The organism is Micromonospora sp. NPDC005206 (genome assembly GCF_040608175.1).
Classification (GTDB): domain Bacteria; phylum Actinomycetota; class Actinomycetes; order Mycobacteriales; family Micromonosporaceae; genus Micromonospora.
This window is the reverse complement of sequence record NZ_JBEXHU010000004.1, coordinates 401,421-413,898: the sequence shown is the minus strand read 5'-3', so window position 1 is coordinate 413,898 and position 12,478 is coordinate 401,421. Positions and strand designations below refer to the sequence as shown.

The 12,478-nt window shown below is 70.7% G+C and carries 11 protein-coding genes and 2 pseudogenes; 6 read left to right on the top strand and 7 right to left on the bottom strand.

Annotated features, from left to right (window positions below; translation table 11 throughout):
* Positions 1-914 precede the first annotated feature (914 nt).
* Positions 915-1,970, bottom strand: coding sequence for an IS110 family transposase (locus ABZU69_RS08105; protein WP_354963652.1), 1,056 nt, complete (start codon positions 1,968-1,970; stop codon positions 915-917).
* A gap of 923 nt (positions 1,971-2,893) precedes the next feature.
* The gene (locus ABZU69_RS08100; protein WP_354963651.1) at positions 2,894-3,295 is read right to left on the bottom strand and encodes a hypothetical protein; all 402 of its coding nucleotides are present in this window, start codon (positions 3,293-3,295) and stop codon (positions 2,894-2,896) included.
* A gap of 265 nt (positions 3,296-3,560) precedes the next feature.
* Here ABZU69_RS08100 and ABZU69_RS08095 point away from each other — a divergent pair, with 265 nt between their 5' ends.
* Positions 3,561-4,127, top strand: a complete 567-nt coding sequence (locus tag ABZU69_RS08095) for an HD domain-containing protein (RefSeq protein WP_354963650.1) — start codon at positions 3,561-3,563, stop codon at positions 4,125-4,127.
* Here the strand turns inward: ABZU69_RS08095 and ABZU69_RS08090 are convergent.
* Positions 4,115-4,393 (bottom strand): annotated as a pseudogene (locus ABZU69_RS08090) (NUDIX domain-containing protein); the annotation flags it as partial. The gene ABZU69_RS08095 and the pseudogene ABZU69_RS08090 overlap by 13 nt on opposite strands.
* Between ABZU69_RS08090 and ABZU69_RS08085 the strand changes: the two are divergent.
* Positions 4,374-4,919 carry a tyrosine-type recombinase/integrase gene (locus tag ABZU69_RS08085; RefSeq protein WP_354963649.1) on the top strand — a complete coding sequence of 182 codons (546 nt, stop codon included), beginning with the start codon at positions 4,374-4,376 and terminating at the stop codon, positions 4,917-4,919. The pseudogene ABZU69_RS08090 and the gene ABZU69_RS08085 sit on opposite strands and share 20 nt — an antisense overlap.
* A gap of 57 nt (positions 4,920-4,976) precedes the next feature.
* Here the strand turns inward: ABZU69_RS08085 and ABZU69_RS08080 are convergent, their stop codons facing one another.
* The 3 genes from ABZU69_RS08080 to ABZU69_RS08070 all read right to left on the bottom strand — a co-directional run bounded on the left by ABZU69_RS08080 (position 4,977) and on the right by ABZU69_RS08070 (position 6,592).
* Positions 4,977-5,231 (bottom strand): Smr/MutS family protein, encoded by a 255-nt coding sequence (locus ABZU69_RS08080; protein ID WP_007465523.1) that lies wholly within the window; start codon positions 5,229-5,231, stop codon positions 4,977-4,979.
* A gap of 121 nt (positions 5,232-5,352) precedes the next feature.
* Positions 5,353-5,721: a tetratricopeptide repeat protein gene (locus ABZU69_RS08075; RefSeq protein ID WP_089018862.1), complete on the bottom strand. Its 369-nt coding sequence runs from the start codon at positions 5,719-5,721 to the stop codon at positions 5,353-5,355.
* Between the two features lie 100 nt (positions 5,722-5,821).
* Complete coding sequence (locus ABZU69_RS08070; protein ID WP_354963648.1) at positions 5,822-6,592, bottom strand: ROK family protein; 771 nt, start codon at positions 6,590-6,592, stop codon at positions 5,822-5,824.
* 62 nt (positions 6,593-6,654) lie between these two features.
* Here ABZU69_RS08070 and ABZU69_RS08065 point away from each other — a divergent pair, with 62 nt between their 5' ends.
* From ABZU69_RS08065 to ABZU69_RS08055, 3 genes and pseudogenes are all read left to right on the top strand, one after another.
* A complete protein-coding gene (locus ABZU69_RS08065; RefSeq protein ID WP_354963647.1) occupies positions 6,655-8,292 on the top strand; it encodes an ABC-F family ATP-binding cassette domain-containing protein in 1,638 nt (545 codons plus the stop codon).
* Between the two features lie 38 nt (positions 8,293-8,330).
* Positions 8,331-8,576 (top strand): annotated as a pseudogene (locus ABZU69_RS08060) (hypothetical protein); the annotation flags it as partial.
* Between the two features lie 465 nt (positions 8,577-9,041).
* Complete coding sequence (locus tag ABZU69_RS08055; protein ID WP_354963646.1) at positions 9,042-9,767, top strand: methyltransferase domain-containing protein; 726 nt, start codon at positions 9,042-9,044, stop codon at positions 9,765-9,767.
* On the opposite strand, the gene ABZU69_RS08050 is transcribed toward ABZU69_RS08055, so the two are convergent.
* The gene (locus ABZU69_RS08050; protein ID WP_354963645.1) at positions 9,764-10,813 is read right to left on the bottom strand and encodes a LacI family DNA-binding transcriptional regulator; all 1,050 of its coding nucleotides are present in this window, start codon (positions 10,811-10,813) and stop codon (positions 9,764-9,766) included. The genes ABZU69_RS08055 and ABZU69_RS08050 overlap by 4 nt on opposite strands.
* Before the next feature lie 146 nt (positions 10,814-10,959).
* Here ABZU69_RS08050 and ABZU69_RS08045 point away from each other — a divergent pair, with 146 nt between their 5' ends.
* A complete protein-coding gene (locus ABZU69_RS08045; RefSeq protein WP_354963644.1) occupies positions 10,960-12,474 on the top strand; it encodes an alpha-N-arabinofuranosidase in 1,515 nt (504 codons plus the stop codon).
* Positions 12,475-12,478: the final 4 nt, after the last annotated feature.

Genomic DNA, 12,478 nt, shown 5'->3' with positions numbered 1-12,478 from the left:
GACGCTTGACCGGATCGAACCGGTCCTTCCGTTGAACGGGCTGAGAGCAACGACGAGCGCATGGGGAAGCTGCGGCCAGTTGTCGTACATGGACGTCAGGACCCCGCACCCACTCCCACCTGGCGCCATCACCTGGTTGACGATCACGTTCGACGTGCTCGTGCCCTGCCCAGCGCCAATGCCGGTCCTCTTCACCCTCACCTACACACAGGCAGGTGACACCGCCATCTCTGACCTGGGCGGTTTCCCCGATTTAGGCAACGTTCCCTACACCCGATGCACCGCCAGTCCTGGCTAACTCGGCCGCTGTCGGGACGGCCGGATTCGGGCCGATGACCCCTTGACCCCCAGGCAACCAGCACTGCCACCTGAGCTGCTATTCCATGGCCCTTGACCTAGGGGTGCGGTCCGCCATCGTCCGAGCTTGTCCACTGACGTCCGCACCGATCGTCACTCGGTTAGTCACCCAGGGTCGCCCGCCTCGCCCACCCGCACAACATCCCCACGGGTCGCCCGCCATACGTGCGGGGGCAACGCCTTGTTGAGCTACAAGCGCTCGCTGAGTAGCAGTTGCCCGCCGCCGACCAGCATCGCCGCGCCCGCCAATATCATCAACACCCCAAAGAGCCTGTCGAACACAATGAAGAAAGCGCGGCGTCGAGCCAGTCGGTCATCCGTCCACCGGAAGGGACTAAGCGGACGCACAATCTGCATCGATAGATCTATATGCTTTGTCGCGATGCCGCGATAGTCAGTCGCGAGGGCCGCTCCAATCACGATGAAGAGCACTCCCAACAAAAGCCCGAGCAAAACCCGCCACATTACGATGCCTCCGCCGAACGGCTCCCGGGCGGCCCCGCCGACACAGCGAGACTAGACGACATCCTCAAGCCATCCCGATGCTCCTATGGAGGTCAAGGGGCGAGGGCAGCGAAGTCGGCGAGCAGGGCGGTGTAGACGTCGCGGACGATGTAGCGCTTGAGGCAGCGGAGGATCTCCTGCTTGCTGAGGCCTTCGGTGATGCGGCGGTGGACGTAGGCGCGGGTGCGCTGGTCGTAGCGCATGCGGCAGAGCGCGATGGTGTGTAGGGCGTGGTTGGCGCCGCGGTCGCCTCCTCGATGCAGGCGGTGGCGGCGCACCCTTCCTGAGCTGGCGGGGATGGGTGCTGCGCCGCAGAGGTGGGCGAGGGCGGCTTCGGAGTGCAGCCGGTCGGGGTTGTCCCCGGCGGTGGTGAGCAGCTGCGCGGCGACGTCGGGGCCGACGCCGAACAGGGCTGTGGTGCGGGGTGCCGCCTTCGCGACGATGGGTGTCACCTGTCGGTCGAGGAGGGTGATCTCGTCGGTGAGGGCGGTGACCCGGCGTCCGAGTCCGACCAGGGCTGCGGCGGTGGCGTGCTCCGGTTCTTGGAGTGTGGCCGGGTCGTAGATCAGTGCAGCGCACCGGCTGACCAGCGTGGCGGCGCTGGTCCTGGTCAGGTGGGCTCGCAGAGGTTCGGGGGCGGCGGCGACCAGGCCGCGCATCTGGTTCAGGGCGGCCGTGCGGGCTTTGACCGCTCCTCGGCGGGCGACCCGCAGGGCGCGGATGGCCTCGACCGGCCCGGTGCGGGTCTTCGGCGTGCCCATCGCGGTGCCTGCAAGGGTTGCCCGGGCGGCGGCGATGGCGTCGATCGGATCTGACTTGCCGTGATTGCGGCGGGCACGGCGGTCGGGCCGGTCCACCTCCACGACGGCGATCTTCTTGCTGGTCAGGTAGCGGGCCAGGCCAGCGCCGTAGCTGCCGGTGCCCTCGACTCCCACGGCAGTTACCCGGCCGAAGGAGCGCATCCAGGCCAGCAGGTCTGCGTAGCCGGCGGTGGTTACGGGGAACTCGGCGTCGGCCAGGAGGCCGCCCGTGCTGTCGATGACGGCGGCGTGGTGCGTGTCCCGATGGGTGTCAACACCACCGATAACAGATCGTCTCTTGGCTGCCATGCTGGTGAGGTCCGCCTTTCTCGTCTGCGTCGAGAATCCTGTGGACACGTCACCGGTCAGGCGATGCGGACAACACAGTGGTGGGCGCCTCTCGCACAGGCTCCTATCAGGTCACGACGCCTGACCGGTGACATGCAGGTCGCGGGGCCACCGAGCTGGCCGACGAATCGGGATGAGGACAGCAACCGTCGGTCTGCCGGTGAGTCAGACCAACCCAGCGACCCACCCCACCATCCTCACTGTCTGCCGCCGACCCGCCCTCCTGGGAAGCGGGCCGCCGCCCGGTCCGCCACGTCAAGACGGCCTTGACGCAAGTTCGGGCGCTGGCGGGCCGGGTGGTGGTTTGCTCGGCTCGCCCGGGTGGCGGGATGGCCCTGCGCAACCACCCACGGACCGCGACCCGCCGACGGACCCCCGGCCATCTCCGAGTCGTTGCGCCCCCGCCGGAGGCGCGATAACCGCGACCAACCCGCCGCCCCGACCCGCCGCGCGGACCCGGCGTGCCCTTCCCTGCGCCGCGCCGATCGGGCGCGGCCCGGCCGGCTGCCGGCCCACGAACCTCAACGACCCTCGGCGCTACCGTCAGCGGCGGCCCCTGGGCTTCCCGCTCTCCGCGCCAGCCGACGGGCGATGGCGTGGCTGGCCCCGACCGGCTAAGGGAGGGGTCAGACGCGCGCCCAGGCGGCGGCGCGTGCGGCCCGTCTCGGGCCGCCTTGAAGACGTACAGAAAGTTTGCACAACATCGCCGGCGGTCGGCCTGTCGTGTCACGGCCGATGCTTGGCATTCGCGTCCCACCAGACGCTTGACATGATCCTCAGGACGATCCCGGAGACCCTTACGGTCCGCGGCAGGGCCGGCTCATCGCAGCACGAGCGCGACGCTGATCAAGCGGTGCTGACGACCAAGACGGCACTGCGCTGGCTCAGAGCCGAACCCACTCTCCGAGTCGTTCGGCTGGAGCACCTTCGATGAATGCCGTGATCGCCGCCATTGCCGTCGCCACGCTGGAGACGAAGTCACCCGAGAATGTGCAGTCGCCGCCGAACACCGGCACGTCGATGGTTCTCATCGCGGGCAGCCTTCCATCCCCACGGAGAAGGCGGCAGTCGTCTGGCGACTCAAACAGGTGCATGACCCCGTAGTCCCCTCTGAACGAGAACGTTAGGAGGGGGTAGTCCACCTCGACGCGGCGCACCTCCGTGTATCCCTCCCCGGCGCGCAGAAGGTGCTGAAGCCGGGACATGAACCCGTCGGCGTTAGACCGGGTCTCCGTGGCGGCCAGGTCGCCACTCTCGGGATCGATCGCGGTCCAGGCCACGTCCATGTGTGTCTCCATCAAGCGGGTCAGCAGTCGCACGTGGTGTCGCACATGAGCGGATGGGTGCGTAAGCCCACCGTCACCACCGCTCGATGGTCACTGAAGGTACTCAGGATGATCGAGTAATCAAGGCGGACTTTCGTGCATGTTCTGGGACGGATTCGTCAAGCGTGTGGTGGGACTAGACACGCCGGCAGCCCGGCCGCCCTCGCCTGGCCAGCGACTGGACACGGGATGGTGCGCGGGCTGGGTCGCTCCGTAGCCTGGCGACATGGCCGCCCTCGTCGACACCGCCCGGGAAGTTGCGCGACACCTGTTGGAGACGCCGTTGCCCCGTCGATGGAGTCACGTCCAAGCGGTCGCTGCCAAGGCGGACAGGATCAGCTCAGCGGTACCGGCCGAGGATCGAGAGGTGCTTGTAGCATCGGCGTGGTTGCACGATGTGGGCTACAGCCCTGACCTGGTCGACACCGGCTTTCACTCGCTTGATGGTGGTCGCTGGCTGCGCCGTGAGCGGTTCAACGAGCGGATTGCCGCCCTGGTGGCCCATCATTCCTGTGCGTGGCTGGAAGCTGAGGAGCGTGGGCTAGGCGAGGTTCTTGCTGCCGAGTTCCCTCGGGAGGAAACCGCGGTGACCGACGCTCTCTGCTGCTCGGACATGACGACCGGGCCGGATGGCCAGGATTTCGAGGTGTTGGAGCGGCTGGCGGAGATCCGTTCGCGGTACGGGCCGGAGCACCTGGTGACCCGCTTCATTTGCCGGGCGGAACCAGAAATGGTCGCTGCCGTGCGGCGGACTCAGCACCGTCTGGTCGGCGGCGTCCATCAGCCGATATAGGGCTCGGGACGATCCTTGTAGCCGTGGGTGATGCGCAGCAGGGTCGACGGGTGAATGTCGAGCGCGGCCAGCTCGTCGCGGGCCACCCACCGGACGTCATGTGACTCGTCGCTCGGGGTCGGTGTGCCGCTGACCGGTACGGCACTGAAGCAGAGCGAGAACTGCTGCCGTACCTCGCCGTCTGAGTACTCGATGACGTGGCCAGGATCGGAGTAGACACCAACCATCCCAGACACTTCGACGCTGATGCCGGTCTCCTCGCGGGTCACTCGGCAGATCAAACTCGTTCGCGGTTCGCTGATCTTCGCCCCGCCAAAGGGCGGCAGGTCCCGCGAGGTCCCGTTGCCGGACTCGGTGGCCGGCAGGCTGGAGCAACACACGCGAGACTGCCCGCCAATTGCGGTGACCCTGCCGTGGGAGACGCTGACCGGCGAACCGCGAACCGTAGAGCTGTACCTGACGACACCCGCCGGCCTGGCGCTGTCCCGCTCGATGTTCAACTCCGGCGTCTGGAAGCCCGCGATCCGGGCGACCGGCATCCCCGATGACCGACACAACGGGATGCACGTCCTGCGGCACACCTACGCTTCGGTCCTCCTGGACGCCGGAGAGAGCATCAAGGCTCTGTCGGCCTACCTGGGCCACGCGGACCCGGGCTTCACCCTCCGGACTTACACCCACCTACTGCCGGCCAGCGAGGATCGCACCCGCCGGGCCATCGACAAGGCACTCGGTGGAGACCAGGCCGGCGAAGGCGCTCCGCAAGCCCTTGACGGCCTGGACACGGCATGATCATGGTTCGTCGGCCTTGGCAGCGCCCTGAGACGCAGGTCAGAGGCCACGCCGTCTCTACTTCCAGCGGAAGTGCACGAAGAGTCGGCCGAAGTTCTTGGAGTCCTTCTCCACCCGGTGATAGAGCTGCTTGACGTCCTTCTGGTCGAGGAACCGCAGCACCCGCTTCTTGAGCTGGCCCGATCCCTTGCCCGGGATGATCTCCACGAGGGTGGCCTTCTTCGCCACCGCCTCGTCCATGATCCCGCGTAACGCGCGGTCGATGTCCTGGCCCTTGTTGAAGATCTCGTGCAGGTCCAGCTTGAGCTTCATGCCGCAGCCCCCGGCCGGTCAGGTCCCATGTCCGCCATCCTAGGCACGCCAGGCGGGGCGCCCGCCGGACGACGACGGGGCGGCCCCGAAGGGCCGCCCCGTGCACGTCACCGGTCCGCGTTCAGCGCGTACCGCCCAGGCGGGTCTCCACCCGCTCCAGCGCGACCCGGTAGTCGTCGTTGGCCGCGTACATCGCGGCGGCGATCCGCAGGTGCCGCAGCGCGTCCGAGTGCCGGTTCAGCCGCTCCAGCGTCCGGCCCAGCACGTGGTGCGCGTAGTGGTCGCTCGGGTCCCGGTCGACCAGCTCCCGCAGCTGCTCCTCGGCCCGGTTGAGCTGAGCCGACTGGAAGTACGCCCGGGCCAGCAGCTGCCGGACCGCCGCGTTGCCGGGTTCGGCGTCCACGATCGGCTCCAGCAGTCGGGCCGCTCCGCTCGGATCACCTGTTTCGAAGAACATGGTCGCCCGCCGGTAGTCCGCCAGAAGATCCATCTGCCCACCTCCTCGGGTCGCGCGCCGTCACTGTTCCGACGCTGGCACAACGCTGGGCGTTTGGCGACTGTTCCCCGGGTCTCTTTCCACCCTCGGCGGGTCAGGTGCGGGCGTCCCGGCGTCCGGTGGACAGCTCCCAGGCGCGGACGCCGCCGACGATCCCCGCGGTGTTCGGCACCACGACGACGTCGTCGCCCATCCGGGCCAGCTGCTCGGGCCGGATCAGCCGGGAGTTGCCCCCGCCCAGGTAGAGCCGGTCCCAACGGAACACCGGGCGGAGCCCGTCCACCACCTGCCGGATCCGCCGGGACCAGAAGGCGTCGCCGAGCCGGCGGCGCTCCGGCTCGCCCACGTACGTGTCGTAGGTGGTGCCCCACCGCACCGGCGCGTGGGACAACTCCAGGTGCGGGGCGAGCACCCCGCCGTCGAAGAGGGCGCTACCCAGCCCGGTGCCCAGGGTCAGGACCAGCTCGCATCCGGTGCCGGCGACCACCCCGGCGCCGTGCACCTCGGCGTCGTTGAGCACCAGCGCCGGCACCCCGAACGCGTCGGCCAGCGCGCCCCGCGCGTCCCAGCCGGACCACTCGGCGAGCAGGTCCGGATCGACCCGGCTGCGTGGTCCGCTGCGGGTCACGTAGTGCGGTGTGGTCACCACCACTCCGTGCCGGATCATCCCGGGCACGCCCACGGTGAGCCGGTCGGCCGCCGGCAGCCGCCCGCCCAGGTCGAGCAGGGTTCGGACGAACAGCTCAGGCGGCAGCGGGTACGGGGTCGGCACCCGCAGCGGCCGGGCCCGCATCGTGCCGGCCTCGTCGAGTACCGACGCCTTGATGCCCCCGCCACCGCAGTCGATCGCCAGTGTGGTCACCACGTCGTTGAGTCTGCCCGCTGCCGCCCGGCCGTATGCCGGCGGCCGGATAGGCTGCCGTCCTGATGAGCGCCACGATGATCGTCAAGGACCTGGCCGCCGGGCACGGCGACCGCCCGCTCTTCGCCGGATTGGACCTGGTCGTCGCCCCCGGCGACGTGGTCGGCCTGGTCGGGCCGAACGGCGCCGGCAAGTCGACGCTGCTGCGTACCCTCGCCGGGTTGCTGCCGGTGGAGGCCGGCAGCGTCCGGCTCAGCCCGCCCACCGCGACCGTCGGGCACCTGCCGCAGGAACCGGAACGGCGGCCGGGCGAGACGGTGCGCGATTTCCTGGCCCGGCGGACCGGGGTGACGGCCGCGCAGGCCGCGCTGGACGTGGCGACCGAGGCGCTGACCGCCGGGGCCGCGGGCGCCGACGACGCGTACGCCGACGCGCTGGAGCGCTGGCTGGCCCTCGGCGGCGCGGACCTGGACGAGCGCGCCGAGCAGGTCAGCGCCGACCTTGGGCTCGCGGTCGACCTGGACCATCCGACGACCGGGCTCTCCGGCGGTCAGGCCGCCCGGGCGGGGCTGGCCTCGCTGCTGCTCAGCCGCTACGACGTGTTCCTGCTCGACGAGCCGACCAACGACCTGGACCTGGCCGGGCTGGAGCGGTTGGAGGAGTTCGTCACGGGGCTGCGGGCCGGCACGGTGCTGGTCAGCCACGACCGGGAGTTCCTGACCCGCACGGTGACCCGGGTGCTGGAGCTGGACCTGCCGCAGCAGCAGGTGCACCACTACGGCGGTGGCTACGCGGCTTATCTGGAGGAGCGCGAGGTGGCGCGGCGGCACGCCCGCGCCGACTTCGAGGAGTACGCGGACGCCCGGGCTGGCCTGGAAGCGCGGGCCCGCACCCAGCGCGCCTGGATGGAGAAGGGCGTGAAGAACGCCCGCCGCAAGGCCACCGACAACGACAAGATCGGCCGCAAGTTCCGCAGCGAGGCGACCGAGAAGCAGGCGGCCAAGGCCAAGCAGACCGAGCGGCTGATCGAACGGCTCGACGTGGTCGAGGAGCCCCGCAAGGAGTGGGAGCTGCGGATGGAGATCGCCGCCGCGCCCCGCGCCGGCGCCGTCGTGGCCACGCTGCGCGGCGCGGTGGTACGCCGGGGCGGGTTCACCCTCGGCCCGATCGACCTCCAGATCGACTGGGCGGACCGGGTCGCGGTGACCGGGGCGAACGGCTCGGGCAAGTCCACCCTGCTGGCCGCGTTGCTCGGTCGGCTGCCGCTGGACGCCGGAACCGCGTCGCTCGGGCCCGGGGTGGTGGTCGGCGAGGTGGACCAGGCCCGAGGGCTGTTCCTCGGCGACGCGCCGCTGATCGACGCCTTCCAGGCGGCCGTACCGGAGATGTCGCCGGCGGACGCGCGGACCCTGCTGGCCAAGTTCGGGCTGCGCGCGGCGCACGTGCCACGGCCGGCGGCCACCCTGTCCCCCGGCGAGCGGACGCGGGCGGCGCTGGCCCTGCTCCAGGGGCGCGGGGTCAACCTGCTGGTACTCGACGAGCCCACCAACCACCTGGACCTGCCGGCCATCGAGCAGCTCGAAGCGGCCCTGGCCAGCTACCCGGGCACGCTGCTGCTGGTCACCCACGACCGGCGGATGCTGGCCGCCATCGAGACGAACCGCCGGCTGCGGGTCGACGCCGGACGGATCGCCGAGGATTGATCCGTGCCGGCGGGCCGGCGCGGGGTGAGAATGACGCCATGCTCAAGTGGGAGTACGCGCTACTGATCCGCCGTCGCCAACCGGCGGCCAACGATCTCGGCTGGGAGGTCGTCTTCGTCTGGTACGGCCCCGACGGCTCGATGGTCGATGTGACGCCCTACGGCGACACGGCGCTGGCCCACCTGAACCGGGCCGGCGACCAGGGCTGGGAGTTGGTCGCGATGAGCGAGGACCCGTCCCTGCCCGGCCACAACGAGTTGCACCGCTACCACCTCAAGCGCCCGAAGCCGGCCGCCCCGCCTCCCCGCCAGCGGATGCGTGGCGGCGGCCGGCCGGGCCGCCGCACCTTCTCGGGCTGACCGCCCGGCCCCGGGCGAACTGCCCTGCGACGCACGGTCCTCAGCCACCGGGGAACGCCCTCGGGCACCGGCGCGCGGTCCCGACGCTCCATCACGCGGCCCGACGCTGCGTCACGCGGCGCGGCGCTCCGTCACGCGGCCCCGCAGCGCGGCCGGGAAGCCTTAGCACGCGGCCCCGCGGCTCCGCCGCGACCCGGGGCTCGGCCGGCACCGGCGCGATTGAGTCTTATACCTGGGAGGCATATTTATACCTGTGAGGTATAGCGCTTTCTCGGCCATCCGCCTCGCGCCGCGACACGCCGACCGACGCTCGGGAGACCCGCCGAGCCGGTCGACGGGCGGGGCATACCGGGCGCGGATGCGGGTAACGCGCGGCGGGAGGTGGCCCGAATGGTCGCTTTGGCACAGACTCCGCCCTCGGCCGACCGGCTGCGGGCGATCGACGAGTTCCTCGCACAGGCGTGGGCGGACCAGGTCCGGCACGACGACCGGCTGCGGGGCCTGGGGGTCGAGGTGCGGTTCGACCGGGGTGTCGCCCACCTGAGCGGAGGGGTGGCCGAGCCCACCGAGCTGCGGCTCGTCCGGGACCTCGTGGGGCGGCTGGCCGGGGTCTACGGCGTGTGGTGCCGGGTCGGCGTCGGCGGGCGTGCGCCCGTGGTGGTGGACCTCGGCTGCGGACCGACCAAGCAGTGGTCGGGCAACCTGGGGCTGGACATCTTCCCGGCCCCGGGGGTGGACGCGGTGGCGGACCTCTCCGGCTCGCTGCCGCTGGCCGACAACTCGGTGGACGTCCTCTTCGCGGTGCACATCCTGGAGCACCTGATCGACTTCCTGCCGCTGGTCGACGAGTGCCACCGGGTGCTCCGCCCGGGCGGTGTGCTGCACGTGATGAGCCCCTGGTGGGGACATGTGAACGCGGTCGCGGACCCGACCCACGTCCGGCTGATGGACGTGCAGACGTTCAAGGGGATCTGCCAACTCCGGCCGCCCGGCACGCCGCGCTGGTACCCACTGCACGCCGGCTGCGACGGCGCCTCCATCTTCGCCGACCTGACCCCACTACCACCCGACGCCGACCCGGCCCCCCAACCCCACCTGGCCCGCTTCTTCAATTAACCCCCACCCCGCCCGCACACCCCGAGCTGGGCCGGGGTTAGGGGGAGGTGGGTGGATTCGCGGAGTTCCAGGCGGTAGGGGGCGGAGAGTTCGCGGGCGGGGGCCGTGCGGTCGCCGTCGAGGCGTTCGGCGAGCAGTTCGACGGCGAGCCGGGCGATCTGCGCCTTGTCCGGGGCGACGGTGGTCAGCGTGGGGATCGAGAACCGGCCGTCCTCGATGTCGTCGAAGCCGACCACCGCCACGTCCTCGGGCACCCGCAGGCCGGCCTCGTGCAGGGCGCGCAGGGCACCCAGGGCGAGCGTGTCGTTGAAACAGAAGACGGCGTCGGGGCGTACCCCGGAGGTGAGCAGGCCGCGCATGGCGGCCGCGCCGTCCGCGCGGTGCCAGGCCGGCGCGGGCGCCACCAGGGCCTCGTCGTAGTCCAGGCCGGCGGCGCGCAGTGCGTCGGCGTAGCCGGTCAGGCGCAGTCGGGCGCTGGCGCCCTCCGGGGTGCGCTGCGAACCGATGGCGGCGATCCGGCGCCGGCCGAGCCCGATCAGGTGGCTGGTGATCTCCCGCGCCGCGCCCACGTTGTCGATCACCACATGATCCGCCGGGCCGTGGTCGACGCGCTCGCCGAGCAGCACCATCGGCCTGTTGTCCAGGCCGGCCAGGTCGTCCGCGGTGAGCGCCAACGGACTGAAGATCAGCCCGTCGATCAGGTGGTCGGTGATGCCGGAGGCGACCACCCGTTCCTGCTCGCGCCCACCGCCGGTCTGGTCGATCAGCACCGTCCAGCCGAAGTCGGCGGCCGCGGTGACCACGTAGCGGGCCAGCTCGGCGAAGTACGGGATGTCCAGTTCCGGCACCGCCAGCGCGATCACGCCGGTGCGCCCCTTGCGCAGGTGGCGGGCGGAGAGGTTGGGCCGGTAGTTCAATTCGGCGATCGCCTCCTCGACCCGGGCCCGGGTGTCCGGCCGGACGTGCACGTAGCCGTTGACCACGTTGGAGACCGTCTTCACCGACACGCCTGCCCGTTCGGCCACATCCTTGAGCCTGTGTCGCACTCCGCAACCTCCCCGATGTAACACTCCGCACCCTACCCCGTCACCAGCCCTTTACAACGTTGCCTACAACGTTGTAGAAAGCAGGGAGGCCGGGTGGGCGGTGACTGCGGTCACCCGGCACCGGCAATGAGGAAAGGTGGCACCCCTTGCGGACCGCGCAGCTGACGATCGACCCAGCCTTCGCGATCGGCCCCGCCGACCGACGTCTCTTCGGCTCCTTCGTCGAGCACATGGGGCGATGCGTCTACGGCGGGGTCTACGAGCCAGGCCACCCCAGCGCCGACTCGCGCGGCCTGCGCGGCGACGTGCTGGAGCTGACCCGGGAGCTGGGCGTCTCGGTGGTCCGCTACCCGGGCGGCAACTTCGTCTCCGGCTACCGCTGGGAGGACGGGGTGGGCCCCGTCGGCGACCGGCCGCGCCGGCTCGACCTGGCCTGGAAGACGATCGAGACGAACGCGTTCGGGCTGGACGAGTTCATGACCTGGGCCGCCGAGGCCGGTGTCGAGCCGATGATGGCGGTGAACCTCGGCACCCGCGGCGTGCAGGAGGCGCTGGACCTGCTGGAGTACGCCAACCACCCGGGCGGCACGCAGCTCTCCGACCTGCGACGCAAGCACGGCGCGGAGGACCCGTACGGGGTGCGACTGTGGTGCCTGGGCAACGAGATGGACGGCCCGTGGCAGGTCGGCCACAAGACCGCCGACGAGTACGGCCGGCTGGCCGCCGAGGCCGCCAGGGCGATGAAGATGGTCGACCCGTCGATCAGCCTGATCGCCTGCGGCAGCTCCAACCGGCGGATGCCCACGTTCGCTTCCTGGGAGGCGACCGTGCTGGAGCACACCTACGAGCACGTCGACTACATCTCGGCGCACACCTACTACGACCCGTCCGACGGCGACCAGGCGAGCATCCTGGCCTCGGCCGTCGACATGGACAACTTCATCACCGAGGTGGTCGCGACCGCCGACCACGTGGCCGCCAAGCAGCGGCACAAGCGCAAGCTGAAGATCTCGTTCGACGAGTGGAACGTCTGGTACGAGTCCCGCCTCCAGGCCGACCTGGACAGGCGCGGCTGGGTCGAGGCCCCGGCGCTGATCGAGGACAACTTCACCGCGGTCGACGCGGTGGTCGTCGGCGACCTGCTGATCACCCTGCTCCGGCACGCCGACCGGGTCGGGGTGGCCGCCCAGGCCCAGCTCGCCAATGTGATCGCGCCGATCCGCACCCGCAACGGCGGCCCGGCCTGGCGGCAGAGCATCTTCCACCCGTTCGCGCTGACCGCCCGGTACGCCCGCGGCACCGTGCTGCGGACCGAGCCGGTGTCGCCGCGCTACGACACGAAGAAGTACGGGGACGTGCCGGTGCTCGACACCGTCGCCGTGCACGACGAGGAGACCGGCGAGCTGAGCGTCTTCGCGGTCAACCGCGGCGAGGAGGACCTGCCGTTGGAGATCGACCTGCGTGGCCTGCCGGGAATGTCCGGTCTGTCATTCGTCAGTCTCGCCGCCGGGTCTGACCCGTCGGCGATCAACACCGAGGCCGAGCCCGACCGGGTGACGCCCCGGGAACTGCCCACCCCCACCCCCGACGGCGGCCGGTGCACTGTGCGCCTGCCCGCCGTGTCCTGGAGCGTGCTGCGCTTCGGCCCGGCCGGCGCCTGATGTC